Annotated in this window: 16 protein-coding genes; 11 read left to right on the forward strand and 5 right to left on the reverse strand. The window is 75.4% G+C overall.

Annotation, left to right across the window (positions count from 1 at the left end):
• Nucleotides 1–6 precede the first annotated feature (6 nt).
• Entirely contained in the window at nucleotides 7–3,714 is a 3,708-nt protein-coding gene (locus ACLQ14_RS12420) for an ATP-binding protein (RefSeq protein WP_425813403.1), read from the reverse strand.
• Nucleotides 3,715–3,852: 138 nt separating this feature from the next.
• Here ACLQ14_RS12420 and ACLQ14_RS12425 point away from each other — a divergent pair, with 138 nt between their 5' ends.
• Nucleotides 3,853–4,866 (forward strand): cyclic nucleotide-binding domain-containing protein, encoded by a 1,014-nt coding sequence (locus tag ACLQ14_RS12425; RefSeq protein ID WP_425813405.1) that lies wholly within the window; start codon nucleotides 3,853–3,855, stop codon nucleotides 4,864–4,866.
• 3 nt (nucleotides 4,867–4,869) lie between these two features.
• On the opposite strand, the gene ACLQ14_RS12430 is transcribed toward ACLQ14_RS12425, so the two are convergent.
• Both ACLQ14_RS12430 and ACLQ14_RS12435 read right to left on the reverse strand, forming a co-directional pair.
• A complete protein-coding gene (locus tag ACLQ14_RS12430) occupies nucleotides 4,870–5,067 on the reverse strand; it encodes a hypothetical protein (protein WP_425813407.1) in 198 nt (65 codons plus the stop codon).
• 44 nt (nucleotides 5,068–5,111) lie between these two features.
• Nucleotides 5,112–6,809: a metallophosphoesterase family protein gene (locus tag ACLQ14_RS12435; protein ID WP_425813409.1), complete on the reverse strand. Its 1,698-nt coding sequence runs from the start codon at nucleotides 6,807–6,809 to the stop codon at nucleotides 5,112–5,114.
• An 84-nt stretch (nucleotides 6,810–6,893) separates the two neighbouring features.
• Between ACLQ14_RS12435 and ACLQ14_RS12440 the strand changes: the two genes are divergently transcribed.
• Both ACLQ14_RS12440 and ACLQ14_RS12445 read left to right on the forward strand, forming a co-directional pair.
• Nucleotides 6,894–7,436 carry a hypothetical protein gene (locus tag ACLQ14_RS12440; RefSeq protein ID WP_425813411.1) on the forward strand — a complete coding sequence of 181 codons (543 nt, stop codon included), beginning with the start codon at nucleotides 6,894–6,896 and terminating at the stop codon, nucleotides 7,434–7,436.
• A 233-nt stretch (nucleotides 7,437–7,669) separates the two neighbouring features.
• Complete coding sequence (locus ACLQ14_RS12445; protein ID WP_425813413.1) at nucleotides 7,670–8,086, forward strand: hypothetical protein; 417 nt, start codon at nucleotides 7,670–7,672, stop codon at nucleotides 8,084–8,086.
• A 103-nt stretch (nucleotides 8,087–8,189) separates the two neighbouring features.
• On the opposite strand, the gene ACLQ14_RS12450 is transcribed toward ACLQ14_RS12445, so the two are convergent.
• Nucleotides 8,190–9,218: a 1,4-dihydroxy-2-naphthoyl-CoA synthase gene (locus tag ACLQ14_RS12450; RefSeq protein WP_425813415.1), complete on the reverse strand. Its 1,029-nt coding sequence runs from the start codon at nucleotides 9,216–9,218 to the stop codon at nucleotides 8,190–8,192.
• 215 nt (nucleotides 9,219–9,433) lie between these two features.
• Between ACLQ14_RS12450 and ACLQ14_RS12455 the strand changes: the two genes are divergently transcribed.
• The 4 genes from ACLQ14_RS12455 to ACLQ14_RS12470 all read left to right on the forward strand — a co-directional run bounded on the left by ACLQ14_RS12455 (nucleotide 9,434) and on the right by ACLQ14_RS12470 (nucleotide 15,394).
• Nucleotides 9,434–10,126 (forward strand): TetR/AcrR family transcriptional regulator, encoded by a 693-nt coding sequence (locus ACLQ14_RS12455; protein WP_425813417.1) that lies wholly within the window; start codon nucleotides 9,434–9,436, stop codon nucleotides 10,124–10,126.
• Complete coding sequence (locus tag ACLQ14_RS12460; protein ID WP_425813419.1) at nucleotides 10,123–11,166, forward strand: o-succinylbenzoate synthase; 1,044 nt, start codon at nucleotides 10,123–10,125, stop codon at nucleotides 11,164–11,166. Before ACLQ14_RS12455 ends, ACLQ14_RS12460 begins: the two co-directional genes overlap by 4 nt.
• A 387-nt stretch (nucleotides 11,167–11,553) precedes the next feature.
• A complete protein-coding gene (gene menD, locus ACLQ14_RS12465; RefSeq protein ID WP_425813421.1) occupies nucleotides 11,554–13,491 on the forward strand; it encodes a 2-succinyl-5-enolpyruvyl-6-hydroxy-3-cyclohexene-1-carboxylic-acid synthase in 1,938 nt (645 codons plus the stop codon).
• 10 nt (nucleotides 13,492–13,501) lie between these two features.
• Complete coding sequence (locus tag ACLQ14_RS12470) at nucleotides 13,502–15,394, forward strand: S1C family serine protease (protein WP_425813423.1); 1,893 nt, start codon at nucleotides 13,502–13,504, stop codon at nucleotides 15,392–15,394.
• 194 nt (nucleotides 15,395–15,588) lie between these two features.
• On the opposite strand, the gene ACLQ14_RS12475 is transcribed toward ACLQ14_RS12470, so the two are convergent.
• Nucleotides 15,589–17,007 (reverse strand): isochorismate synthase, encoded by a 1,419-nt coding sequence (locus ACLQ14_RS12475; RefSeq protein ID WP_425813425.1) that lies wholly within the window; start codon nucleotides 17,005–17,007, stop codon nucleotides 15,589–15,591.
• Between the two features lie 110 nt (nucleotides 17,008–17,117).
• On the opposite strand from ACLQ14_RS12475, the gene ACLQ14_RS12480 reads away from it, so the two are divergent.
• The 4 genes from ACLQ14_RS12480 to ACLQ14_RS12495 all read left to right on the forward strand — a co-directional run bounded on the left by ACLQ14_RS12480 (nucleotide 17,118) and on the right by ACLQ14_RS12495 (nucleotide 26,541).
• Nucleotides 17,118–17,813, forward strand: a complete 696-nt coding sequence (locus ACLQ14_RS12480; RefSeq protein ID WP_425813427.1) for a demethylmenaquinone methyltransferase — start codon at nucleotides 17,118–17,120, stop codon at nucleotides 17,811–17,813.
• A 20-nt stretch (nucleotides 17,814–17,833) separates the two neighbouring features.
• A complete protein-coding gene (locus tag ACLQ14_RS12485) occupies nucleotides 17,834–19,159 on the forward strand; it encodes a geranylgeranyl reductase family protein (RefSeq protein ID WP_425813429.1) in 1,326 nt (441 codons plus the stop codon).
• A gap of 143 nt (nucleotides 19,160–19,302) precedes the next feature.
• On the forward strand, nucleotides 19,303–20,247 hold the full coding sequence (locus ACLQ14_RS12490; protein WP_425813971.1) for a polyprenyl synthetase family protein: 945 nt from the start codon (nucleotides 19,303–19,305) through the stop codon (nucleotides 20,245–20,247).
• 219 nt (nucleotides 20,248–20,466) lie between these two features.
• Entirely contained in the window at nucleotides 20,467–26,541 is a 6,075-nt protein-coding gene (locus tag ACLQ14_RS12495; protein ID WP_425813431.1) for an Ig-like domain-containing protein, read from the forward strand.
• The last annotated feature ends 37 nt before the right edge of the window (nucleotides 26,542–26,578 follow it).

Genomic DNA, 26,578 nt, shown 5'->3' on the forward strand with positions numbered 1-26,578 from the left:
GCACGGTCACGACGCCGCGGCGTCGTCCGCGTCGAGCAGCAGCGACTGCGGCGGGGTCCGGAGGAAGCGGGCGCGCAGCGCCGGGTCGGCGATCTGCTGCGCGCGGTCCGAGACCCAGGCGGCGGCCGTGGACCGGAGCCCCCCTGCGCGCAGGTCCCCGGCCGCCCGCAGCACCTCGACCAGGCACGTCAGCGCGGTCGCGGGGCTCGCTGCGCCGTCGAGCACGCCGGCCGGGGAACCACCGCGCGCGGGGGCCGCGAGGAGCGCCGCGACGCCGGGCTCGGCCGCGACCGCAGCGTCGCCCGGCCGCCCGACGGCGAGCAGCGCGGCCGCGAGCCCGGCACCGCTCTCGTGGACCCGGCCGTCGACGCCGAGCGCCTCGAGCCGCGGGCCCGCCGCCCGGAACGCCTCGACCGCGCCGGGGCCGTCGCCCAGGGCGAGCAGCGCGTGGCCGAGCCCGAGCCACGCGGTGGCCTCCTCGTTGGTCCCGGGGGCCCTGGCGCCGGCGTCGACGGCGTCCCTCGCGTGCCGGACGGCGGCCGCGACGTCTCCGCCGAGCCGCGCCGCGACCGACAGGCGGTAGTGCGCGTCGCACCGCTGGAGGTCCGAGCCGACCTCCGCCGCGATGTCGAGCGCCTCGACCGCATGGCCTCGCGCCGCCGCGAACCGGCCGAGCTCGACGTCGACCCGGGTGAGCACGAGGAGCGTCACGGCCACGCCCTCGTGGTCGTCGACGTCCCTGAGCGTCTCGAGCGCGTCCACGAGCAGCGCGTAGGCGGCGTCGAGGGCGCCGCACTCCGCGACGACCTCGGCCAGCGCGTTGCGCGTCACGGCCGCGCGGTAGCGGTGCCCCGACCGGTCGAAGACGGGCAGGGCTCCCTCCAGCGCGGCGCGGGCCTCGCCGGTGCGACCGAGCTCGGACGCCACGACGCCGAGCTGGAAGAGCGCGGCCGCCTCGCCGTCCGCGTCGCCCGCCCTCGCGAACAGCGCCCTCGCGCGCGCGGCCAGGTCGTAGGCGTCGGCGTACCGGCCCTCGTCCTCGGCGACGATGCCCAGGTGCCGCAGCGCCTCGCCGGCCGCCGCGGGCAGGTCCGCCGCGAGCGCCAGGTCGTGCGCGCGTCCGAGCTCGGCGGTCGCGTCGGCGCCGCCGACGCTCCACGCGAGCGCCCGCCCGGCGCAGAGTGCCGCCTCGGCGCGGACGTCCGCGAGCCCGGCGGCCCGCGCCCGATCCTCCACGGCGCGGGCGCCGGCGAGCGCCGCCTCGTACCGGCTGGCCTCGTGGTCCCGGCGGACCCGCGCCAGCAGCGCCCCGAGCCGCGCCCGCGGGTCGACGACGGCGCCGCTCCCGTCCGCGTCGCGGGCGTCCTCGGCGGCGACCAGCAGGGTGAGCGCCTCGAGGTCGGCGTCCTGGGCGATGCGGTCGCCGCGGCGGTCGAGCACGGACTCCCGGGCGAGGAGCGCGTCGAGGCGGGTGGGCGGGTCGTCCGCGACGTCGAGGGCGCGGTCCAGGAGCGTGAGCGCGTCGTCGAGGGCGTAGACGCGCGCGGCCCGCTGCCCGGCGCGGACGTACCAGGACCCCGCGGCGGGGTCGCCCGCGCGGTCGAGGTGGCGGGCGACGAGGGCGGCGTGCTCGTCCGTGCGCCCGGCCGCCGCCGCGGTGCGGGCGAGCCAGCCGGCGGCGCGACCGTGGTAGACGCTCCGGCGGGTGCGGAGCAGGGTGGCGTAGGCGACGTCCCGCAGCAGGGCGTGGTGGAACGCGAGCTCCCGGGTGCCGTCGAAGGTCGACGGCGCGTGCTCGACGACGAGCCCCCGGTCGCGCAGGGCGTCGAGGGCGTCGGCGAGCGAGCGGTCGTCGTCGTCGGGTTCGCCGGGCTCGGCGAGCGCCTCGACCGCGTCGTCCCAGAACACCCGCCCGACGACGGAGGCGCGCTCGAGCGCCCGGCGCTGGGCGGGCGCGAGGGCGTCGAGCCGCGCCTGGAGGAGGGCGCGCAGGGTCGTCGGGACCCGGGCGACGGCATCGACGAGCAGCGCGGTCCGGATCCGCCACGGCCGCCTGCCGTCGTCGACGACGCCCTGCTCCACGAGCCACCCGACGAGCTCCTCGGCGTAGTACGGGTTGCCCTCGCTCGCCCCGCCGACGAGGCGGACCACCTCCGGCGGAACGTCACCGGCGGGGGCCAGCAGCGCCCGGACCAGCCGGCCCGTGGCGTCGTCGTCGAGGGGAGCGAGCGGGAGCAGGACCGCGTGCGGCCGCGCCGCGTCCGCCCACCCGGGATCGTCCTCGAGGAAGACGGGCCGCGCGGTCGCCACGACGAGGACCCGGGCGTCGGCGAGCCGCTCGCCCGCTCCGGCGAGCCAGTGCAGCGACGCGGCGTCGGCCCAGTGCAGGTCCTCGAGCAGGACGACGACGGGCGCGTCCGCGGCGAGGGCCCGCAGGTACCGGGTCAGGGTCCGCTCGGCGTCGTCGCGCAGCGCGCGGGGCTCGACGGCGACGGGCGGCCCGAGCCCGAGCCATGCGGCGAGCCGGTCGGCGTCACCGTCGGTGAACGGCGCGTCACCGTCGCCGGACGGAGCGTCACCGTCGGCGGAGGGGCGGGCGGTGGCGAGACCCGCGCGCACGGCGCGCAGCGCGACGTCGGGCGGGTCGGACTCGCGCACGCCGAGGCGCGTGGCGAGCGCGTCCCGCAGCAGCGCGCCGGCCCGGTGCCGCGACGACGCCCAGGCCCGCCCGCGGAACCACCAGACGTCGTCGGCGCGCTCGCCGAGCCAGGTGTCGAGCTCGCGCAGCAGGCGCGTCTTGCCGACGCCGGCGTCCCCGACGACGGTCACGAGCCGCCACCCGGCGCCGGCGCTGACCTCCTCGACGTGCTGGCGCAGCGCGGCGAGCTCGGCGTCGCGCCCGACCGTCGGCGTGACGACGCCCTCGATGCCGCGCGCCGCGTCGAGCCGGAACGCGCGGGGCCGCGCCCCCCGGACGAGGAAGGCGTCGACCGGGTCGGCGAAGCCCTTGAGGGCGAGGCCGGGCCGAGGCTCGAGCACGAACACGCCCCGCACGTGGCGCCGGGTGGCCGCCGAGACGAGGACGCCGTCGGGCGGGGCCGCGGTCTGCAGCCGCGCGGCCCGGTTCACGGTGTCGCCGACGACGACGAGGTCGTCGTCGCCGCGCTCGCCCAGGGTCCCGACGACGACCTCCCCGGTGTCGAGCCCGACCCGCATGCGCAGGGCGGGCGGGGGAGGGGTGACCGCGCCGGCGCCCGCGTTGAGGACCACCAGCTCCCGCCGCATCGCGAGCGCGGCGCGCACGGCCCGCTCGGCGTCGTCCTCGGCGGACCGGCCGAGTCCGAACACGGCCATCACGGCGTCGCCGATGAACTTCTCGACCGTGCCGCTCTCGGCCTCGACGCACGCCCGCCACCGCGCGAAGTAGCCGTGCACGAGCTCGCGGACGTCCTCCGGGTCGAGCGCGCCCGACGTCGCCGTGAAGTCGACGAGGTCCGCGAACAGCACGGTCACGACCTTGCGCTGCTCGGCCGACGTCGACGCGCCCAGCCGGACGCGGTGCGCGCGCAGCGGGGCCAGGGCGGCGTCGACCACCGCGTCGCCGAGGACGGCGCGCTGGCGCTCCAGCGCGGCGACGGCCCGGTCGAGGGACCGGACGTCGCCGGGGAGCACGGAGGGGCCGGACGCGTCGGCGCGCCCGGGGCCGGTGCCCATACCCGAAGGGTAGGCGCGGCCGGCGTCGGTGATACGGGTGAGATCCGCGCGCCCGGAGCCGGGCGGGGGAGCGGAGTTCACCTCCCGGGGGGACTCGCCGCCGTCGCCGGGCAGGGGCGGGCGCGGTTGAATGGAGGCATGCGCGTCGAGGCGGTCGCCGCATCGCTCTCGTGGATCCCCAGCGCGTCGGTCGCCGGGCTGCTCCGCCGCGGGTTCGACCTGCGCCTGTCGCACTACGACGACCCGCCGCCGGACGCGCTGACGGACGTCGGCGACGTGCACGCCCTGCGCGAGGCCGACGCGTTCCGGTTCGCGAACGTCCTGGTCGCGTGGGCGGAGTTCGACGACGCGCGCCGCGCGACGAGCGCCGGCTACCTGCCCGACTCGGGCCTCGTGATGGGGTCGACGACGGTGCGGCTCGGGCCGCTCGGCGTGACGTTCCGGGCGACGTCGCTGCCGACGCTGCGCCCCGACCCGGAGCTGGGCGGGGACGCGGTGCGGGTCGTGCAGACGGTCGGCGGCCGCACGGGCGTGCCGATCCCGCGGCCTGTGCCCGACCCGCCCTACGTGCAGTGGGCGGCGCCGACGGTCTGGACCACGCTCGCGGTCACCCTCCGCGCCGACGGGACGACGGCGGTCGAGCTCGCGGGGGCCAGCGCGTTCCCCCGGCACTGGGTGTACGGCACGGACGGGCACCTGGAGCTCAAGAGCGGCATGACCGACCAGGAGGCCTGGGAGTCGCACTCGTTCGGGGCCCGGACCCCGTGGGGCGCGCACGACTCCCCGACGCTCGTCGTCGCGGCGGAGACCGCGCTCGAGCGCGAGATGTCGACCCGGGTGATGCGCGGCGGCGTCTGCCCGGTGGTCCAGCGGCTCGCCGCGGGCGAGGTGCTCGTCCGGCAGGGCGAGCCCGGTACCGCGCTGTTCGTCCTGCTCGACGGCGTCCTCACGGTGGACGTCGACGGTGCCGTCGTCGCGGAGCTCGGCCCGGGCGCGGTGGTCGGTGAGCGCGCCGTCCTGGAGGGCGGGGTGCGGACGTCGACGCTCGTGGCGCGCACGCCAGTACGGATCGCGGTCGCGGCCGCCGACGCGCTCGACCTCGACCGGCTCCGCGACCTCGCCGCGGGGCACCGCCGCGAGGTCACCGGCTGAGCGTCACTTCATGTGGTGCTGGATGCCCTCGTCGAGGTCGCCCAGCTCGCCGGACAGGGTGTTCGCGGCCCCGTGCCGGCCTGGCTTCGCCGCATCCGGCAGGTGGTCGGCGCACACGGCGGTGCCGTCGACGATCGTCACGGCAGGGGTCTTCGTCCCGGCGCGCAGGCAGGTAGCGCACAGCCAGCTCTTCTCGGCCATGAGCGGACCATAGACCCGGCGCGCCGCGGCCGCCCGGCGGGGGATCAGTCGCCCGGGGGCAGCGGCGAGGCGGGAACCTCCACGGCCGTCGGCTCCGGCCACGGCTGACGCTCCGAGACGGACGCGACGCCCTTCTTGGTGACCGAGACGAGCTGCCAGTCCATGAACCGGTGCGTCTGCCTGTCGAACCGCAGCACCGTCATCTCGGCGGTGCCCCGCAGGGGCCCGACGGTGGGCTGGCCGAGGGTCGCGCCCGCCGTCGAGGAGTTGACGTAGCGGATCCCGAGGCCGATCTGCGTGGGGTCGATGCGGCGGTGCAGGTGCCCCGAGACCTGGGCCGGCACGCACCCCGTCTGCATGGGGACCGTGCCGATGCTCGGGTCGTGGATGAGCAGGAGGTCGACGCCCGGCTCGCCGTCCTTCTCGGCGTCGCACGCCGCTCCGGCGAGGGCCTGGGCCTGCTCGTCGGGGCTGACGTCGCCCGACTGGTGCGACGCGACCCCGATGCGGGTCTGCAGGACGTCGTGGTCGCCGAGGATCCGCAGGCCCTTGACGTCGACCACCGACCCGTCGAGCACCGTCCAGCCGGCGTCCTGCGCGAACTTCGCGACGAGCGGGCTGTCGTGGTTGCCGTTCGCCATGACGGTCGGGATCTTCTTGGGGATGGCGCTCGCGAAGCTGTCGACGCACACCTGCTCGACGGCGGTGCCGTTGATCGTGGTGTCGCCCGCGTTGAGGACGACCTGCGCCCCGGACCGCTCGACCGCCGTCCGGATCAGCGGCGACATGCCGGTGTTGCAGTGCAGGTCCGAGATGACGAGCAGCGTCAGCACGTCCGACGACGCCGTCGGGCTGGGACTGGGGGTCGTCGCGTCGCTCCCTGCCGTGGGGGTCGAGGGGGACGTCGTCGGCGCCGGTCCGACGCCCGCCCCCGCGAGCGCGTCCTCAGCCGCCTGCGCGACGTCGCGCTCGTCCCACGCCGCCTCGAGGCTGCGGTCCGCCTTCGCGTAGAAACCCTCCGAGCTCTGGTAGGCGGTGACGAGCTGCTGCCCGTACGTGTTGACGACGCCGGCGAGCCGGCCGGTGATCCGAGCGCCCGCGAGCGGCGTGCCCGCGAACAGGGGGCTCCCGTCCTCGGCCGTCGTCGTGGACGTGTCGGGCTGCGACGACGACAGGGTGAGCGCCGTCGCGACGAGGACCACCACGCCCGCGGTGAGCTCCCAGGTGTGGCGCCCGGCCACGGCGGCGAGCTCGCGTCGTCGGGCACGGCCGAGGAGGAGGACGAGCGCGGTCACGGCGAGCGCGACGACGGCGAGCGCCGCGAGCGTGCGCCACGCCGCGTCGACCGCGAGGGCGCGCACGGCCCGGTGGACCGTGATGTCGGGGGTCGCGAAGAACTGCAGGTACGACTGGACGTCCGTCCCGAGCGCGTCGAGGTTCTGAGCCGGGGTGATCGACGTCAGCTCGGCGGGGATCTCCTTGACGACGACCCGCGCGCCCAGCCCGAGCGGCGCCGGGGAGTCGAGCTGGACCGTGCCGAGCGGGCCCAGGTCGACCACGACGAGCCCGTTCGTCGTCACCTCGTACCGGGCCTCGTGCGGGCCGAGGCTCAGCTCGGCGCTCGCCGTCGTCACGCCCCACGCGGCGCACGCGACGACCGCCAGGACGACGCCCACCGTCCAGCGCAGCCACCGCGGCGGAACCCACGGGCTGCGCGCGGGCGGGGCGGTCGTGTCGGGCATCGCCTCCACCCTTCCACCTGCGCGGGACGAATGCACCCGTGGGGCGCCGGGCGCGTCCGACACCGCCAGGTGCAGACTGGCGAGGTGCCGTCACCGAGGACCGGGCGCGACCACGCCTTCGTGTCGCGCTGGTCGGTCGCCGCCCCCCGCGAGGCGTGCTGGGCCGTGCTCGCCGCCCCCGAGCTGTCCTGGCCGCGCTGGTGGCCGGGGCTGCGGGGCAGCGTGCTCGCCCTCACCGACGACGACGCACGGCTGGGGTCGCGCGCGGCCCTCGCCTTCCGCACGCCGTTCGGCCGGCGGCTGAGGCTGGAGCTCGAGGCCGTGGCGGTCGAGCCGCCGTCGTCGGCGCGCTTCGCGGTCGCGGGCGACCTCGTGGGGGTCGGCGTCGTGACGCTCGCCGACGACGGACCCTCGGCGACCGTGGTCGTGGTGCGGTGGGACGTGCGCACCGCGCGCTGGTGGCTCGACCCGCTCGGGCCGTGGTCCCGTCCGCTCGCCGCGTGGTCCCACGCACGCGTCATGCGGGCCGGCGAGCACGGGCTGGCGGGCGCACTGCGCGACGCGGGCGCCGCGGGCCCGGGTGTGGTGGTGAGCCGTGGGGAGAGCTCCTCGTCGGCGCGGTCGTGACCTCGGGCAAGGAAGACATGATCGCTGAGGTCCGCAAGGCCCACGCCCGGCTTACTGTTCCCCGACGGCCCACTTCCCGGGGCAGGGACGCCTGTTAGACGCTGTGGAAGAGGTCCGTCGACGGCGTCCTCGACATCCTCGGCCCCCAGAAGCCCGACTGCGGATCGGTGAGGACATCGACGACCTCCGGCGTGCCGTCGAGAGCTACTTCTTCGACATGACACCGTGATCGCGTGGAAGAGCGACCCCGCGCGAGCACCGATCTCCGCCGTCCCAGCAGTCTGCTCGATCCCGCGGAGGTCGAGCTGCTGAGGCGCGCGCTCGGCGAATGGGGCGGCCCCGCACGTGCCAGCGACGATCTCGCGCGTGCCATGGGGTTCGCGGATGCGTCGTCCATGCTGCGCGAGTGTGACGTTTTTGAGGACGCTCTGCGCGAGGACGCGCCCCTGAGCTCCCGCGACTGGGCGCGCGTTCTCGTGTCGACCGAGATCGTGTTCGCGTCGGACCTCTACGGCTCGGGGACGGAGTGGCAGACGACCACCGGCCGCGACGACGCCGAGACGATCCGTGCTCTGCGGGTCGTCCAGCGCAAGCTCGGGTCGGTCCTGAGCGGACACTACGGCGGCGCGGCCCTCTTCGTCACGGAGTGAAACTGCACCGAACCGCCACGATCCGTTGTCCGTGGAGGCGTCAGGCAACGGATCGTGGCGGCTCGACGAGCCGCCCTCGAGCTCACAGGCGCGCCAGGAGCCCTCAGAACGCGTACGGGAACCGTGACCAGTCGGGGTCGCGGCGCTCGAGGAACGCGTCGCGCCCCTCGACTGCCTCGTCCGTCGCGTAGGCCAGCCGGGTCGCCTCGCCGGCGAAGACCTGCTGGCCCATGAGGCCGTCGTCGGCGAGGTTGAAGGCGAACTTCAGCATGCGGATCGCCTGGGGGGACTTGGTCGCGATGGTGCGCGCGTACTCGAGCGCGAGGTCCTCGAGGTCCGCGTGGTCGGCGACCTCGTTCACGGCCCCCCACTCGTACGCGTCCTGCGCGGAGTACTCGCGGGCGAGGAAGAAGATCTCGCGCGCCCGCTTCTGCCCGACCTGCCGGGCCAGGTACGCAGAGCCGTAGCCGCCGTCGAACGAGCCGACGTTCGCGTCCGTCTGCTTGAACCGCGCGTGCTCGCGGCTCGCGATCGACAGGTCCGCGACGACGTGCAGCGAGTGCCCGCCCCCCGCGGCCCACCCGTTCACGACGGCGATCACCACCTTGGGCATGGTGCGGATCAGACGCTGCACCTCGAGGATGTGCAGGCGGCCGGCGCGCGCAGGGTCGACGGCGTCCGCAGTCTCTCCGAGCATCGAGCCGTCGCCGGCAGGGTTCTCGACCGACGTCGTGTACTGGTAGCCGGAGCGCCCGCGGATGCGCTGGTCGCCGCCCGAGCAGAAAGCCCACCCGCCGTCCTTGGGCGACGGCCCGTTGCCCGTGAGGAGCACGGTCCCGACGTCGGACGTCATGCGGGCGTGGTCGAGGACGCGGTAGAGCTCGTCGACGGTGTGCGGGCGGAACGCGTTGCGGACCTCGGGCCGGTCGAACGCGATCCGGACGACGGGCAGGTCGCGGGCCGTCGCCGTCCCGTCGGCGGTGACCCCCCGCTCGACGCCGCGGTGGTACGTGATGTCCGTGAGGTCCTCGAACCCGGCGACGGTGCGCCACCGGCGGGGGTCGAACGTCTCGGACACCTTCTGCGGGAGGCTGGCCGGTCGTGAGGGGGAGGGGGCGGCGTCGTCGGTCACGCCGACCATGCTAGTGAGGCGAGCCGCCGGTCCGATCGGTAGTAGTACGTTGGTACCACTTCCGATGTCGGGGGTGCGGCCCCAGGACGTACCGAGGGCCGGACGGAGCCTGTCGCCCGCCGCCGTCTTCGGGGAGACTGTCACGGTGCCGGAGGCCGGGCCGCGGCGCGCGTCGTCGCGGAGGCCCGGCCGGACTCGCAGGGGAGAGGACACGTATGACGGAAGCCGACCCGAACAGGCCGGCGCGCCAGCCCGCGCGACCCGCCCAGCCCGCCCGCCAGACGCCCCGGGTGGCCGGGGCCCGCGCGACCCGCAAGCCCCAGGCACCCCGGCGGCAGAGCCGTGGAGCCCAGCGTCGCGACGCCATCGTGCGCGCCGCGGCCGAGCTGATCCTGTCCGAGGGCCCCGCGGGCGTGACCCACCGGACGGTCGCCGCGCGGGCCGACGTCCCGCTCGCCGCGACCACCTACTACTTCTCCGGTCTCGACGAGCTCGTGGAGACGGCCGGGCGCCTCATCGTGGAGCGGTGGACGGAGCACACCCGCGAGGTCGTGGAGCGCGAGGACGTGCCGACCACCGCCGCCGGCAAGGCCGAGCGGATCGTCGACGCGATCGGGCCCGACGGCGACGAGGTCGCCGTCCGGGGGTTCTACGAGCACCTCGTCGCGGCGGGCCGGTCCGCAGCGCTCGGGCGCGCGTACGCGGAGACGCGCAACGGGCTCGACGACGCCGTCACCGCCCTCCTCGCGAAGCTCGGCCTCGACCTCTCGCCCCAGCTCATCGTCGCGATCGTCGACGGCGCCGCGCTCACCGCCCTGTCCGAGGGCCGGCCGGTGCGTCCCGTCGCGCTCCACCTCACGCAGGAGGTCGTCGAGCGGACCGAGCGCCACCAACGGGGCGAGTGGTGAGCGCGTCCGGGGCGGGCGACGAGCCCGTCGTCGTGTGGTCGACGCCGCTGCGCACGCGGTTCCGCGGGCTCGACGTCCGCGACGGGCTCCTCGTCCGCGGACCGGCCGGCTGGGCCGAGTTCTCCCCGTTCTGGGACTACGACGACGCCGAGTCCCTCGCCTGGTGGCGCGCGGCCGAGGAGGCCGCCACCGTCGGGTGGCCCGCGCCGCGCCGCGCCGCGATCCCGGTCAACGTCACCGTCCCCGCCGTCGGGCCGGCGCGCGCGCGAGAGATCGTCCTCGCGTCGGGCGGGTGCCGCACCGCGAAGGTCAAGGTCGCCGAGCGGCCGCGGCAGCCCGACGGCTCGCGCGGCGCGCCCGAGGCAATCGAGGTGGAGATCGCGCGCCTCGAGGCCGTGCGCGACGCGCTCGGGCCCGGCGGGCGCATCCGCGTCGACGCCAACGGGGGGTGGTCGGTCGACGAGGCCGTCCGACGGCTGCCGCTGCTCGACCGCGCCGCGGGCGGGCTCGAGTACGTCGAGCAGCCGTGCGCGACCGTCCCCGAGCTCGCCGCCGTCCGACGCGTCGTCGCCGTGCCCGTCGCCGCCGACGAGTCGATCCGGCGGGCCGAGGACCCGTTCGCCGTCGTGCGCGCGGACGCCGCGGACGTCGTCGTGCTCAAGGTCCAGCCCCTCGGGGGCGTGCGGGCGTGCCTCGACCTCGCCGAGCAGGTCGGCCTGCCGGTCGTGGTGTCGTCGGCGCTCGAGTCGTCCGTCGGACTGGCCGCCGGTCTCGCGCTCGCCGCCGCGCTCCCCGAGCTGCCCTACGCGTGCGGGCTCGCCACCGCCCAGCTGTTCGAGCGCGACGTCGCGCCGTCGCTCCTGCCGGTCGGCGGGGCGATCCGCGTCCCGGGCGGCCCCGGGCACCGCCCCGAGCCCGACGTCGAGCGCCTCACCGCCATGACCCCGCCCGACGGCGTCCGCGCCGCCTGGCTCGACCGGCTCGCCCGGGTGCGGGCGCTGGCGGGGGAGCGGTGGTCGAGCACCACGGTGGAGGGCTGAGCATGCTCGACCCCGAGGCGCACCCCGGAACCATCGGCCTGCCGTCGATGGGGCGCCAGCTGTCAGCGGTTCGCGTACGCGGTCCCCGGTGATCTCGGCCGGGAGATCCCGCCGCACCGGTCGAGCGAGGTTCGAGCAGCCACCGCGCGACGACGCACGCGACCTCGATCTCGTGCTCTTCGGTAGGAAACGCTGTGCGTGCGTCGTCGGGCTCGTCGGTGTCCCGCCGAGGTGGGTCAGCTCGCGGATCCTTGCCCGGCGCCGTCCTCGAACCTCCCGGATCTGATGCTTCGCAGCGTTCCGGGCAACGGATTCTGGCGGCTCGTTGCGGCGTCCGGCGGGGCGCCGCCGGGTGGAGCAGCGCCCGCGAGCCGATAGCCTCGAGACGTGAATCCTGAGGACGCCGTGCCCGGCGACCCGCCCGCCATCACGGCGGCCCGGCGCCTGCTCGAGGCCCTCGTCGCGCTGGGCGTGCGGGACGTCGTCGTCGCCCCCGGCTCGCGCAGCGCCCCCCTCGCGTACGCGGCGAGCGACCTCGCCGACGCCGGTGCGCTCCACCTGCACGTCCGCGTCGACGAGCGTGACGCGGGCTTCCTCGCGCTCGGGCTCGCCCGCGGGAGTGCGCTCGGCGGGGGTGAGCCGGTCCCCGCGGCGGTCGTGACGACGTCGGGCACCGCGGTCGCGAACCTGCACCCCGCGGTGCTCGAGGCCCACCACGCGGGCGTGCCGCTGCTGGTCCTCACGGCGGACCGCCCGCACGAGCTCCGAGGGACGCGCGCCAACCAGACGACCGACCAGGTCGGGATCTTCGCCGGCGCGACCCGGCTCACCGTCGACGTGCCGGCGCCGTCCGGGCTCGCCAGCGAGCTGCGCGACGTCGACCACCTCGCGGCGCGCGCGGTCGCCGCGGCCCGCGGGACCCGGTCCGGGCATGCGGGTCCGGTCCACCTCGACCTCGCCTATCGCGAGCCCCTGGTCCCGACGTCGCCGTCGGCGAACCGCACGTCACCGTCGGCGAACGGCACGTCACCATCGGCGAACGGCACGTCGCCGTCGGTGGTCGTGGCGCCGTCGGAGGCGGACGTGGCCGCGCTGCCGGACGCGCTCGCGGCGCCCGTGGCCGAGACCGTGGTCGTCGCCGGCGACGGCGCGGGGCCGCTCGCCCGACGCCTCGCGGAGGCGCGGGGCTGGCCGCTGCTCGCGGAGCCGTCGTCGGGCGCGTGGGGCGGGCCGCAGGCGGTCGCCGCGCACCGGCTGGTGCTGGGTGTCCTCGGCCCGGAGGTGCGTCGGGTCGTCGTGCTCGGCAACCCGACGCTCTCGCGTCCCGTGCAGCGACTGCTCGCCGGCGCGCTCGCGCCGGCGGGGGAGCCGGTCGAGGTCGTCGTCGTCGCGCGGGGCTCCGGTCCCTGGCCGGACGCCGCGCGCGCCGCGGCGCACGTCCTGCCGGGTGTCCCCGGTCCCTGGCTCGAGCGGGCCGACACCTCCGACGACCGGGCCGTCGCCTGGACCGCACGGTGGTGCGCGGCCGACGGCGCCGTCCGGCGGACCCTGCGCGAGGCGCTCGACGAGCTCCGCGCCGCCGACGGCGCCGCGCTCGACCCTCTCGTCCTCGCCGACGCGGTGGCCCGCGCGAGCGGCCCGGACGACGTGCTCGTCGTCGGCGCGAGCAGCCCGGTCCGGGACCTCGACCTCGTCGCCGCGTGGGACGAGCCCCCGCACGTGGTCGCCAACCGCGGCCTGGCAGGCATCGACGGCAGCGTCTCGACCGCCGTCGGAGTCGCGCTCGCGGCGCGTCGGCTCGACGGCGGGGTGGGCCGGGCCGCGACTCGTGCGTACCTCGGCGACCTGACGTTCCTGCACGACGTCGGCGGCCTCCACCTCGCCGGCGACGACGTCGATCTCCAGGTCGTCGTCGCGAACGACGGCGGCGGGTCGATCTTCTCGACCCTCGAGCCTGGCGCGCTGGCCGCCACGGACCGGACCGCGCGGTCGACGTTCGAGCGGGTGTTCTCGACCCCGCACGCGATCGACCTCGGGCTCCTGGCACGCGCCTACGGGGCGTCGCACGTCCGGGTGGACGCGGCGAGCGGGCACGGCGCCGGCGAGCTCGACGCGGCGCTGGCCGACGCGGCCCGGGGGCTCCGGGTGGTCGAGGTGCAGGTCGACCGGTCGGGCAGGGCCCCGGCCTCCGGCGACGCGCTGGCCCGGCGCGTGCAGGACGCCGTCCGTGCAGCCGTCCGGTCGCTGGGTGAGAATCCAGGAACACGCCGTTCTCGAAGCGAACTCCCAGGTTCGTTCCAGTCCGGTTCCAGAGCCATCGTGTGAAGTAGGGGACATGAGCCAGCCGACGAACGACGAGAACCAGAACGGTCCCGACGTGCCGCAGGACGCCCAGGCACAGCAGCCGACGCCCGAGCAGCCCGCACCGGAGCAGCCGACCACCGAGCTGCCCGCCGCCCAGCAGCCGGCGCCGCAGCCGCAGCCCGGGCAGGAGCACCCCACGCAGCAGCTCCCGCGCCTGGTCCCGCCGGCGCCGCAGCCCCCGGCGCAGCCCGCGGCCCCGGCAGCGCAGGGCGGCCACCCGCAGCAGCCGGCCGTGCAGCAGCAGCCGAGCGCGCAGCCCCGCTACGGCGCCTACGCGCCCCAGCAGCAGCAGCAGCCGGCGCCGCAGCAGCCGGGGAGCCAGCACCCGCAGCAGCCGCAGTACGGCCAGGCGGCCGCGCAGGGTCAGCAGCAGCAGGGCCAGTACGGCCAGCAGCAGCAGGGCCAGTACGGCCAGCAGCCGCAGGGCCAGTACGGCCAGCAGCCGCAGCATCACGCGTACGGACAGCCGCCGCAGCCCGCCCAGGCCCCGCAGGACCCGTACGCGGGCGCCGCGTTCGGGCTTCCCCCGCAGCCGCCGTCGGGCAACGAGAACCCGGCCAAGACGTCGACGCGGTCCCGCACCTGGGTGCCGGTCGCCGTCGCAGCGATCGTCGCCGCGGTCCTCGCCGCGGGCGGCACGGCCGTCGCGGTGAACGCGCTCGACGACAACTCGACCCCCTCGGGCATCGCGTCCATCGGGAGCCAGTCCCGGGGCGACTCGACCGTGCCCGTCTCGGGCTCGACGTCGCAGAACCCCGACTGGGAGGCCGTGACGTCGACCGTCTCGAAGTCCGTCGTGTCGATCTCGGTGACGCTCAGCAACGGCGAGGCCGAGGGCTCGGGCGTGATCCTCGACAAGGACGGCCACGTGCTGACCAACAACCACGTGGTCTCGGGCGCCCAGAACGACACCGTCCAGGTGACGCTCGCGGACGGCCGCATCTTCAAGGCGAAGATCGTGGGCACCGACTCGTCGACGGACCTCGCGGTCGTCAAGCTCCAGGACGCGCCGTCCGACCTCACGCCGGCGACCCTCGGCGACTCGTCCAAGGTGACGAGCGGCGAGGCCGTGATGGCCGTGGGCAACCCGCTCGGCCTCGCGAACACCGCGACCACCGGCATCGTGTCCGCGCTCAACCGGCCCGTCTCGACGTCGTCGAGCGACTCGTCGGGCAGCGGCTCGAGCGACGCCGTCGTGACGAACGCGATCCAGATCGACGCGGCGATCAACCCCGGGAACTCGGGCGGCCCGCTGTTCAACGCGCAGGGCCAGGTCATCGGCATCACGTCGTCGATCGCGACGCTCTCCCAGAACAGCGTCGGCGGTGACAGCGAGTCCGGCTCGATCGGCCTCGGCTTCGCGATCCCGGTCAACCTCGCGAAGAACATCTCGTCCCAGCTGATCAAGGACGGCACCGCGGACCACGCGTTCCTCGGCGTCACCCTCACCGACGCCACGGCCACCGCCGACGGCGTCACCCGCCAGGGCGCGAAGGTGAACGACGTCACGAGCGGCTCGCCCGCCGACAAGGCCGGGCTCAAGTCCGGCGACGTCATCGTCGCGATCGACGGCGTGGCCTCGCCGGGTGCCGAGTCCCTCACGGGCTTCGTCCGGGCGCACGCGGCCGGCGACGTCGTGAAGCTGACGCTCGTCCGCGACGGGAAGTCCAAGGACGTCGACGTGACCCTCGCGGTCAAGCAGGAGACGGCGTCGTCGAGCGGCTCGAGCGGCTCGGGTGACCAGAGCGGCCAGAGCGGCCAGAGCGGCCAGAGCGGCCAGGACGGGTCCGGCTCGGGCTCCGGTCAGGACGGCTCCGGCTCGAACGACAACCCGTTCGGCGACTTCTTCGGCGGACAGGGCTGACGCAGCCCCTCAGACGTCCCGCCGGCGCGAACCCCCCTCCGCCCGGCGGGGCCGTCGCGCAGCGCCCTTCCCCCGGGCGCGCGCGACCTGACGCCCGCACGGTGCTCCCCTCACCGTGCGGGCGTCCTCATGCCCCCACCACGAAGTGGACGGGCCGCTCGTCTACTTCGCGCGGAGGGGTGGGGGTGGGGGCGTCAGTCGGCGAGGGCGAACCGCAGGGGCTCGAGCTTCGCGTCGGACTCGCGCAGCTCGGCTTCGGGGTCCGACGCGGCGACGATGCCGCAGCCCGCGAACAGGCGGATCCGGTGGGCGGCCTCGTCGGAGGACTCGTCGTCGCCGGACGCGGTGCCGAGCTCCGCGGACCGCAGGGCGATGCCCCACTCGCCGTCGCCGTCGGCGCCGAACCAGCCCACCGGGCCGGCGTACCGGCCACGCTCCATGCCCTCGATCTCGGCGATCAGCGCGGCGGCGTCGTCGGTCGGGGTGCCGCAGACCGCCGCCGTGGGGTGCAGGGCCGCAGCGATCTCGAGGCTCGACGCGTGATCGTGCAGGACGCCCGTCACGTCGGTCGCGAGGTGCAGGACGTTGGGCAGGTCGAGCACGAACGGCGACTCGGGCACGTTCATCGACGAGCAGTACGGCTCGAGCGCACGCGCCACGGAGCGGACCGCGTACTCGTGCTCCTCGAGGTCCTTGGAGGAGTGGGCGAGGTGCGCGGCGCGGGCCAGGTCGGCGTCGTCGTTGCCGGTGCGCCGCACGGTGCCCGCGAGCACGCGGGAGGTCACGAGCCCCTTCTCGGCGCGGGCCAGCAGCTCGGGCGTCGCGCCGACCATCCCGCCGACGCTGAACGTCCACGCGCCCCGGTACCCGCGCGCGAGCCGACCCAGCAGGTGCCGCGGGTCCAGGGGCCGCTCGGTCGTCGCGACCACGTCCCGCGCGAGCACCACCTTGTCGAGCTCGCCCGCGCGGATCCGCGCCACCCCCTGCCCGACGACGTCCACCCAGGCCCGCGGGTCGCGCCCGCCGGGCGCGTAGCGCACCTCGCCGGGGGAGACGACGGCCGTGCGGGCGGCGGGGTCGAGGAGCTCGGCCGACGGTGCCGGGCCGATCGAGCCCGCGGGGTCGATCGTCGTGACCCAGGCGCGGCCGCCGCGGCGCCCGACGACGACGCGCGGCACGATCACGACGCTGCGGGTCGTGCCGGAGGCAGGTCCGGCCTCGGGCCCGAACGCGAACGACCCGAATGCGATGGGCCCGGTCCCGGGAAGCTGGAGCTCGTCGCGCACGACGGCGCTCGCGAGCGTGCGCCGGCACAGGTCCTCGGCGTCGCGGAACCGGTCGGGGCCCGAGGTCGTGAACCGCAGCGCCTCGCCCCACCCGACGACGCCCTCGCCGCGGCGCACCCAGGCGAGGGGGGTGGCGGCGTCGGGCAGGAGGTCGAGGAGGGCGCCGTCGTCGTCGGACGCCAGTGCGGCGAGGACGCGCGACACGGGGTCGTCGGCGGGCCGGGAGGTGTCGGTGAGGTCGAGCTCGGCGGTACGGACGACGAGCGGCGCGGGGGCTGCGCCGGGCACGTCGCGCGGGGCGCGGCTCCCGGCCGGGAGGGTACTCATCGCTTCCAGGGTAGGCGCGGGCCGGGTCCTGGGCGGCGCGAGCGGCGGCGGGCGGCGCGTGAGGTGCCGCACACCCGAGGGCCGCGTGCGGGCACCAGTAGGCTGGCCGCATGCCTCGCGCCAGCCTCGACAAGGACCCGGACGCCGTCGCGTCGATGTTCGACTCGATCGCGGGCCGCTACGACCTGACGAACGACGTGCTGTCCGTGGGCCAGGACCGCCGGTGGCGCAAGGCGACGGTGCGGGCGGTCGACGCACGCCCGGGCGAGCGCGTCCTCGACCTCGCGGCGGGCACGGGCACGTCGAGCGAGCCGTACGCGAACCAGGGGATCCAGGTCGTCCCGTGCGACTTCTCGGTCGGGATGCTGCAGGTCGGCAAGAAGCGCAGCCCGGACCTGCCGTTCGTCGCGGGCGACGCGACCGCGCTCCCGTTCGCCGACGCGAGCTTCGACGCCGTGACGATCTCGTTCGGCCTGCGGAACGTCACCCAGACCGAGGGCGCGCTGCGCGAGATGCTGCGCGTCGTCCGGCCGGGCGGGCGGATCGTCGTGTGCGAGTTCTCGACGCCGACGTGGCCGCCGTTCCGCAAGGCCTACTCCGAGTACCTCGTGAAGGCGCTGCCCAAGGTCGCGGGCGCGATCACGCGCGAGGGCGGCTCCTACGACTACCTCGCCGAGTCGATCGAGGCCTGGCCCGACCAGGTCGGGCTCGCGAAGCTCATGCTCCGCGCCGGCTGGGGCAAGGTCGCCTACCTCAACCTCACGGGCGGCGTCGTCGCGCTGCACCGCGGGACGCGACCGGAGTGAGCCGCGGAGGGCCTGGGGCTGTGGAGTCCGACGCTGCCGACGTGATCGTCGTCGGCGCGGGCCCCGCGGGCTCGGCGACGGCCGCCTGGTGCGCGGCGGCGGGCCTCGACGTCCTGCTGCTCGAGCGGGCGCAGTTCCCGCGCGACAAGGTGTGCGGCGACGGCCTGACGCCGCGCGCGGTCGGCGAGCTGGAGCGGCTCGGCGTGAGCCTCCCGCGCGCGGTGCGCAACGCGGGCCTGCGGCTCGTCGCCGACGGCCGGGCGCACGAGCTGCGCTGGCCCGACGTCCCAGGCTTCCCGTCCTACGGGCTCGCGCTCGCGCGGGCGGAGCTCGACGAGGCCCTCGCGCGCCACGCCCAGCGCGCCGGCGCGACGCTGCTCGAGCGGACGCACGTCGTCGGGCCCGCGCTCGACCCGCGCTCGGGCCGCGTCGTCGGCGTCGTCGCGCGCGCCGCGGACGAGCGCGGGCGGGCCACCGGCGAGCCGGTGACGTACCGGGCGCCCGTCGTGGTCGCGGCCGACGGCGTCTCCTCGCGCTTCGCGGTGGCGCTCGGCGTGGAGCGCCGCGAGGACCGCCCGATCGGCGTGGCCGTGCGGACGTACGCGAGGCCGCCGGCGTCGTCGCCGTGGGGCACCCCGGGCGGCGCCGGCGACGGCGGAACCGAGCGCTGGATGGAGTCGCACGTCGAGCTGTGGGAGGGCGCGCCGCGCACGTCCGCGCCGCTGTCGGGGTACGGCTGGCTGTTTCCGCTGGCCGACGGGACCGTCAACGTCGGCCTCGGCGCCGTCCACTCCACCCCCGCCCGCCAGTCCGCTGCCGACGCCGACCACCGCCGCACGCTCGACCGGTGGCTCGCGGGGCTCCCGGCGGACTGGGGGGTCGGCGCCGAGCACCGGGTCGCGCCGGTGCGGGGCGCGGCCCTGCCGATGGGCCTCAACCGGACGCCCCTCGCGACGCGCGGCGCGCTGCTCGTCGGCGACGCCGCGGGCATGGTCAGCCCGTTCAACGGCGAGGGGATCGGGTTCGGGCTGCAGGCCGGGCGGATCGCGGGCGACGTCGTCGCGCGCGCGCTCGCCGCGCCGTCCGCGGCGGAGCGGGAACGGCTCCTGACCGGCTACGACGCCCGCGTGCGGGCCGAGCTCGGCGGGTTCTACACGCTCGGCCGCTACTTCACCCGGCTGATCGAGCAGCCAGCGCTGCAGCGGCTCGCAGTGCGGCACGGCCTGCCCCGCCGCGCCGTCATGGACGTGGTGCTGCGCCTGTTCTCCGACTGCTACGACCCGCACGGCGGCGACTGGGTGGACCGGGCCGTGGCGGCAGCCGCGCGGCTCGTCCCCGCGGCGTGACGCGCCCCACGAAGGGTGCGTCGAGGCGCCACCGGACGCGTCGGCCCACTATCGTCGTGCCCGTGACCTCCACACCCGCGGGCCCCGTGACCGCCGTCATCCCCGTCGTCGACGACGCGCTCGGCGGCCGGCTGGCCGCGCGCATGGAGCTCGTCGAGGAGCGGCTGTCGGCCGCCGTCGCCAACGAGGACCCGCTGGTCGACGAGACCTCCCGCCACCTGCTCGCCGCGGGCGGCAAGCGCCTGCGCCCCTACCTCACGCTGCTCACCGCGGAGCTCGGCGACGGCGCGCGCGACGAGGTGCTGACCGCCGCGGCGGTGGTCGAGCTCACGCACCTCGCGTCCCTCTACCACGACGACGTCATGGACTCCGCGTCCGTGCGGCGCGGCACGACCGCCGCCCACCAGGTCTGGGGGAACTCGGTCGCGATCCTCACGGGCGACCTGCTGTTCGCCCGGGCGTCCGGGCTCGTCTCGCAGCTCGGGCCCGAGGCGGTCCTGCTCCAGTCGAGCACGTTCGAGCGCCTGTGCCTGGGCCAGCTGCACGAGACCGTGGGGCCGCGGGCCGGCGACGAGCCCGTCGCCCACTACCTGCAGGTCCTGTCCGACAAGACCGCGTCGCTGCTCGCGACGTCGGCGCAGTTCGGCGCGCTGTTCGCGGGCTGCCCGGACGCCGTCGTCGACGCCGTGGCCGGGTTCGGCGAGAAGGCCGGCGTCGCGTTCCAGCTCGCCGACGACGTGCTCGACATCGTGTCCGACGGGTCCCAGTCCGGGAAGACGCCGGGCACGGACCTCCGCGAGCACGTCCCCACCATGCCCGTGCTCCTGCTGCGCGAGCTCGTCGCGTCGGCGGAGGCCACCGACGCGGACCGGGCGCTCCTCGCGCTGCTCGACGGCGACCTCGCCGACGACGACGTCCTGGCCGAGGCCGTCGCCGCGCTGCGCGCCCACCCCGTCGTCGAGCGCACGCGGGCCCAGGCGCTGGCGTGGGCGCAGGACGCCGTCGACGAGCTCCGCGCGGTGCCCGCCGGGCCCGTGCGGGACGCCCTCGAGGCGTTCGCGCAGGCGCTCGCCGACCGCGCCGCCTGACCCCTGTCCGTCGCCGTCGGCGCGGCTGTCGATGGGGAGCTCTCCCCATCGCGGGTATTTCATCCGGTCGTCTAGGGTCCGTTATGGTGGCCCGGCGCCTCGTCTGTGTGACGTGCGCCGCACCGCAACCCGACGTACGTGACCGAGACACCCGAGACGTAGGACGACGCAGTGGGGCTCCTCCACACCCTGTACACCCGACGCAAGACCGTGGCATCCGTGAGCACGGTCTCCGTGGTGTCGACCGCGATGGTCGCGCTGGCGCTCACCTACGACGGCGAGCCGACCGCGAAGGTCGACCTCAACGACTCCGGTGTCTGGGTGACCCGCGGCAGCGGCGAGCTCGGGCGGTTCAACACGGCGGCGCAGGCGCTCGACGCGACGCTGCTGTCGTCCGGCACGTCCGCGGACGTGCTCCAGCAGGGCACGACGGTCCTCTCGTTCGACCCCGGCCTCGGCATCCTGAGCCCCGTCGACGTCGCGGACGCGAAGCTCAAGGGCAGCGCCAAGCTCCCGGCCGACGCGCAGGCGGGGCTGGGCGGCGCGGCGACCGCGATCCTCGACACCGTGAAGGGGCGCGTCTGGGTCGTGCCGGCGGTGGGCGTCGCGTCGTTCGACGAGGAGGTCACCGAGGCCGTCCTCACCGTGAAGAAGGGCGGCGCGCTCGCGGTCGGCCAGGACGGGACCGTGCACGTCGCGGACCCGTCGGGCACGCTCACGACGATCACGACGACCGACGAGGGCACCGCCGCGCACACGTCCCGGCGGCACCTCAAGGGGATGTCCGCGACGGACACGCTCCAGGTGACGGCGGTCGGCGACAGCGCGGTCGTCCTCGACGTGACGACGTCGACCCTGTACCTGCCCGGCGGCACCGAGAAGGTGGACGGCACGGACCCGGTGCTGCAGCAGGCCGGCGGCTCGTCGTCCGACGTGGCGTACGCGACCACCCACGGTCTGGTCTCCCAGCCGCTCGACGGCTCGAAGCCGCAGGTCCACGAGGCGTCGGGGCGGCCCGCCGCTCCGGTGCAGGTCGGGGGCTGCACGTACGGGGCCTGGTCCGGGACCGGGCAGGTGATCCGCGACTGCGAGGGCACCACGCGCGACCTCGACCAGCACCTCGCGGGCCTGGACTCGGCGTCGACGCTGCGCTACCGGGTGAACCGGTCGAACGTCGTCCTCAACGACCTCGCCTCGGGCACGGTGTGGCTGGCCGCGGACCAGTTCCAGAAGGTCGACGACTGGGAGCAGAAGGTCCCGCAGAACGCGAAGGGCGAGCCGACCGACGCGAAGAACACCAAGCCCGAGCAGGTCGACAAGCCGATCACGAACCGGTCGGAGGAGAACCACCCGCCGATCGCGAAGGACGACAGCTTCGGCGTGCGCCCCGGCCGGTCGACCGTCCTGCCCGTGCTGGCGAACGACACGGACCCGGACGGCGACGTGCTCGCCGCCCAGGTCGACGGGCGCGGGCCGGACAACGCCGCCGTCTCGCAGGTCATGGGCGGCGACGCGCTGCTCGCGACCACCGAGGACGACGCGAAGGCGAGCACGTCGACCTTCCGCTACAAGGTCACGGACGGACGCCCGAACGGGACCGCGACGGCCCAGGTGCACCTGACCGTCGTCCCGTACAGCGCCAAGGACCGCAACCCCGAGCAGACCGGCGAGCCGGTGCTCCAGATCGCGCGCGGCGGCACCGGGAAGATCAAGGTGCTGCCGTACTTCCGCGACCCCGACGGCGACGACCTGTACCTCGCGGACGCGACGGCGAAGACCAAGGGCGACGAGGTCCGCTTCGAGGCGGACGGGACGGTCGAGTACCGCGACGCGGGCTCGGCGACCGGTCGCAAGGCCGTGTCGGTCTCGGTCGCGGACGGCCTCGGCGGGAACGTCACGGGCACGCTCTGGGTCGAGGTGAAGGGCGAGGCGAACGAGAAGCCGCTGGCCGTGGGCGACCACGCCACGACCCAGCCCGGCCAGCCGGTCACCCTGAACCTGCTGCGCAACGACTCCGACCCGAACGGCGACACGCTCCGCCTCGCCTCGAAGTCGCAGCCCGCCGGCAGCCAGGTGACGAGCAACGACGCCGCGGGCACCATCCAGTTCACGGCCGCCAAGCCCGGCTCGTACGTCGGGACGTACCAGGTCAGCGACGGGCCGTCCGCGACCACGGGCGTGTACCGCGTGGACGTCGTGGACCCCGACGCGGCGAGCGGGCCTCCCGTCGCGGTGCCCGACACGGGGCTGCTGCCGTCGGGAGGGCAGACGCTCGTCGACGTCACCGCCAACGACTCCGACCCGGCGGGCGGCGTCCTGGTGGCCCAGTCCGTGGACGTGCCCGACGACGCGGGCATCACGGTCGCGGTCCTCGGGCACTCCGTGCTGCGGATCACCGAGACGCGGCACCTCGAGGAGCCGGTGACGCTCCACTACACGGTGTCGAACGGCATCGACTCGGCCGTCGGCCAGGTGCGCGTGATCTCCGTCCCGCCGCCGAACAAGCTGCACCCGCCGAACGCCGCCGCCGACCAGGTGGACGTCCATGTGGGCGACGTCGTGACCATCCCCGTGCTCGCGAACGACACGCACCCCGACGGTCTCGACCTGTTCCTGCAGCCCAAGCTCGCGCGCCAGCCGGCCGCGTCGCTCGGCAGCGCGTTCGTGTCCGGCCAGGTGGTCCGGTTCCAGGCCGCCAAGAAGGCCGGCACGGCCTACCTCATCTACCGGGTGCGCGACAAGAACGGGCAGGAGGACTCCGCCCAGGTGACCGTCCACGTGCTCGACGGCGCGGAGAACTCGCCGCCCAAGCCGCCGACGGTCGTCGCGCGCACGATCTCGGGCGGGTCGGTCACGATCACGCCCAAGCTCGACGGCGTCGACCCCGACGGCGACTCGGTGCGCCTCACCGGCATCGGCTCCGCGCCGTCGATGGGCACCGCGAAGGTCACGGCCGGCACCATCGTCTACACGGCCGCCAAGAGCGCGACCGGCACCGACACGTTCCAGTACACGGTCCAGGACCGGCGTGGCCAGACGGCGACGGGCGTCATCCGGGTGGGCGTCGCCCCGCCGCCGACCACGAACCAGCCGCCGATCGCCGCCGACGACACGGTCACCGTCAGGCCCGGGCGCGCGGTCTCGGTCGCCCCGCTGGCCAACGACTCCGACCCCGACGGCGACCGGATCTCGCTGACCTCGACGCTCGAGACGCAGGACGGGCTCAAGGCCCGGACCGAGGGCAGCCTCGTCGCGTTCACCGCGCCCGAGGAGCAGGGCACGACGACGATCTTCTACACGATCCAGGACGCCCGCGGCGCGCGCGCCACCGGCGCGATCGTCGTGACGGTGGACTCGAAGGCCCCGCTGAAGCCGCCGGTCGCGAAGGACGACATCGTCTCCGGCTCGGACGTCGTCGGGAAGACGGCGGTCTCCGTGCCCGTGCTCGCGAACGACTCCGACCCCGACGGCGCGGCGAGCGCCCTGACCGTGACGACCGCCCAGCGCGGTGTCACGGTGGGCAAGGACGGCGTCGTCCGCGTGCCGCTCACCGAGGACGAGCAGGTCTTCCGCTACACGGTCACCGACCCCGACGGGCTCACCGACTCCGCCTTCGTGTGGGTTCCGGCGCTGCAGGTCGACGAGCCGACCCTCCGACCGGACGCCAAGCCGCTCACGGTCCGCAGCGGCGAGACGCTCAAGGTCGACATCCGCGACCAGGTGCGCGTCGCCGACGGCAAGACGCCGCAGCTCACCGAGGAGGCCAAGGTCAAGGCCGTCAACGGGTCGCGCGACGTCGTCGACACGCACACGGTCACGTTCGTCTCGGACGACCGGTTCGTCGGGCAGGCGAGCCTGAGCTTCGAGGTGACCGACGGCAAGGGGGCCGGCGACCCCCAGGGGCACGTCGCGACCCTGACCGTCCCGATCAAGGTCACGGCGCCCGCCAACGAGGCCCCGAAGTTCACGGGCACGCCGACCGTGTCGGTCGGCGCGGGGGACACGAAGGGCGGCGACGTCGACCTGTCGAGCTTTGCGACGGACGTGGACGACGACCCGCTCAGCTTCAAGGTCGGGCGCGTCCCGGCCGGGATCAAGGTCACGACCGACGGCGGCACCATGCACGTCGTCGCCGACCCGGACACGGCGAAGGGCACCCGCCTGGAGGTCCCGGTCACGGTGACGGACGGCAAGCCCGGCCACAAGCCCGTCCCCGGCACCGTCCAGGTGGCGGTCACCGCGTCGACGCGGCACCTGCCGGTCGCCACCGAGGACGTCGTCGAGAAGGCGGCGCAGGGCAAGCCGGTGACGATCGACGTGCTCGCGAACGACACCAACCCGTTCGCGGACGAGGGCAAGGCGCTCACCATCGTGTCCGCGAGCGTGGAGAGCGGCGACGCGAGCCAGCCCGTCATCCGCGGCGGCAAGCTCGTCGTGACGCCGGGCGCCGACTTCCACGGCCAGGTCGCGCTGCGGTACGCGATCCAGGACGCGACCAAGGACCCGGACCGCGAGGTCGAGGGCACGGTCCTCGTGACCGTGCAGGGCCGGCCCGACGCGCCCGCCAAGCCCGAGATCGGGACCATCGAGTCGCACCAGGTGACGCTGTCGTGGAGCCCGCCGAACAACAACGGCGCCGACATCACGTCGTACACCGTCACGCCGTCCGGGGGAGCGGCGCAGCAGTGCGCCACGACGACGTGCACCATCACCGGCCTGACCAACGACACCGAGTACACGTTCACGGTCGTCGCGAACAACTCGGTCGGCCCGTCGGAGGCGTCGCCCGAGTCGGACCCGGCGCGCCCCGACGCGCGTCCCGACCGGCCGGCGGCCCCGACGCTCGAGTTCGGCGACGGTCAGCTCACCGTGCACTGGGCCAACAAGGCCTACTCGGACCGCTCGGCCATCGAGTCGGTCAACCTGCGGATCTCCCCGGCGGCCCCGGACGGGACCACGGAGCTGCAGGGTGTCACCGGCACGACGACGGTGTGGAAGGGCCTCGCGAACGGCGTGTCCTACACCGTGTCGGTCCAGGCCGTGAACAAGGCCCCGGACCCGTCCGACTGGTCCGCGCCGTCGGCGGCGATGGTCCCGGCCGGCAAGCCGGACGCCCCGGGCAAGCCGAGCGTCACGCGGACGTCGATCGGCTCGACGTCGCAGATGAAGGTCACGTGGGCCCCGCCCGCCGACCACGGCGCCGAGATCACCGGGTACGACATCCAGGTGCTGCGCGGCGGCAACCCCGTGAAGAACGTGACGGCGGGGGGCTCGGCGACGAGCGTCACGATCGGCGTCGACGCGAACACCACGAACTACACGTTCAAGGTGCGCGCGAAGAACAAGGCGACCGAGAAGTTCGGCGCCGCGCCGTGGAGCCCGCAGACCGCGGCGGTGCGCGCGTTCGCGAAGCCGAGCGCCGTCTCGAGCCTGGCAGCGGCCGCGACCGGTGCCAACAGCACGGTCACGCTGACCTGGGGCAGGGCCACGGCGACGGGGCTGCAGGCAGGCGAGATCCAGTACCAGTACTCCGCGTGCGGCGGCGGCTGGACCAAGGCGGGCTCGCCGGGCGCCACGAGCGTGACCGTCAAGTGCGGCAGCAACGGGACGAAGTACACCTATAAGGTGCGCGCGGTGCCCAACGTCGACGGGCTCGACGAGGCGAACGCCGGTCCGGCCACGTCGGCGACGGCGACGCCGTACGGCCCGATCGCCAAGCCGAAGGTGAGCGCGGCGGGCAGCGGCCAGAAGGTCTCCGTGTCGTGGTCGACGTCGGGCAACGGGATCGGCTACGCGGCCAAGGTCACCATCAGCGGTGCCGCGAGCGCCAGCTCCACGGCCAAGAGCGGGTCGAAGTCGTACACCGTCGGCTACTCGAAGACGGTGAAGATCTGCGTCACCGTGACGCCGAAGAAGGGCTCGCCGAACTCGGCCTGCGCGAGCGACACGTCGGGCAAGAAGCCAGCGCCGGTGCTCAAGGCGAGCCCGGGCGCCACGCACAAGCTGCCGGACAGCATCGGCACGCCTGGCGACTGCGGCAACGACTCGTGCGCGTGGGGCCACCTCACGATCACGGGCGCTGAGGCCAACAAGTCGTTCACGGTCACCTGCTACGGCGGCGGCTCGATGATCGGCTCGGGCGGCTACAACCACGACACCTCGGGGAAGTCGCTCAAGACCGACAGCAAGGGCAGCTACTCGGGCGACCAGCTGTGCGTCTGGGGGCAGCCGGGAGGCAGCTTCTACATCGTCGCCAGCCCCATCGGCACGACGCCGACGATCAACTGGAGCTAGCCGTCCGGCTTCTCGACACCTCCTCTCGTCGGCCTGA

This window comes from Luteimicrobium sp. DT211 (assembly GCF_049844995.1).
Lineage (GTDB): Bacteria > Actinomycetota > Actinomycetes > Actinomycetales > Cellulomonadaceae > Luteimicrobium.

Excerpts from the sequence above, each read along its gene's own strand:
- ACLQ14_RS12480 (WP_425813427.1), top strand. The coding sequence starts at position 17,118 with ATGCCTCGCGCCAGCCTCGACAAGGACCCGGACGCCGTCGCGTCGATG.
- ACLQ14_RS12475 (WP_425813425.1), bottom strand. The coding sequence starts at position 17,007 with ATGAGTACCCTCCCGGCCGGGAGCCGCGCCCCGCGCGACGTGCCCGGC.
- ACLQ14_RS12455 (WP_425813417.1), top strand. The coding sequence starts at position 9,434 with ATGACGGAAGCCGACCCGAACAGGCCGGCGCGCCAGCCCGCGCGACCC.
- ACLQ14_RS12425 (WP_425813405.1), top strand. The coding sequence starts at position 3,853 with ATGCGCGTCGAGGCGGTCGCCGCATCGCTCTCGTGGATCCCCAGCGCG.
- ACLQ14_RS12490 (WP_425813971.1), top strand. The coding sequence starts at position 19,303 with ATGGAGCTCGTCGAGGAGCGGCTGTCGGCCGCCGTCGCCAACGAGGAC.
- ACLQ14_RS12435 (WP_425813409.1), bottom strand. The coding sequence starts at position 6,809 with ATGCCCGACACGACCGCCCCGCCCGCGCGCAGCCCGTGGGTTCCGCCG.
- ACLQ14_RS12420 (WP_425813403.1), bottom strand. The coding sequence starts at position 3,714 with ATGGGCACCGGCCCCGGGCGCGCCGACGCGTCCGGCCCCTCCGTGCTC.
- ACLQ14_RS12430 (WP_425813407.1), bottom strand. The coding sequence starts at position 5,067 with ATGGCCGAGAAGAGCTGGCTGTGCGCTACCTGCCTGCGCGCCGGGACG.
- ACLQ14_RS12470 (WP_425813423.1), top strand. The coding sequence starts at position 13,502 with ATGAGCCAGCCGACGAACGACGAGAACCAGAACGGTCCCGACGTGCCG.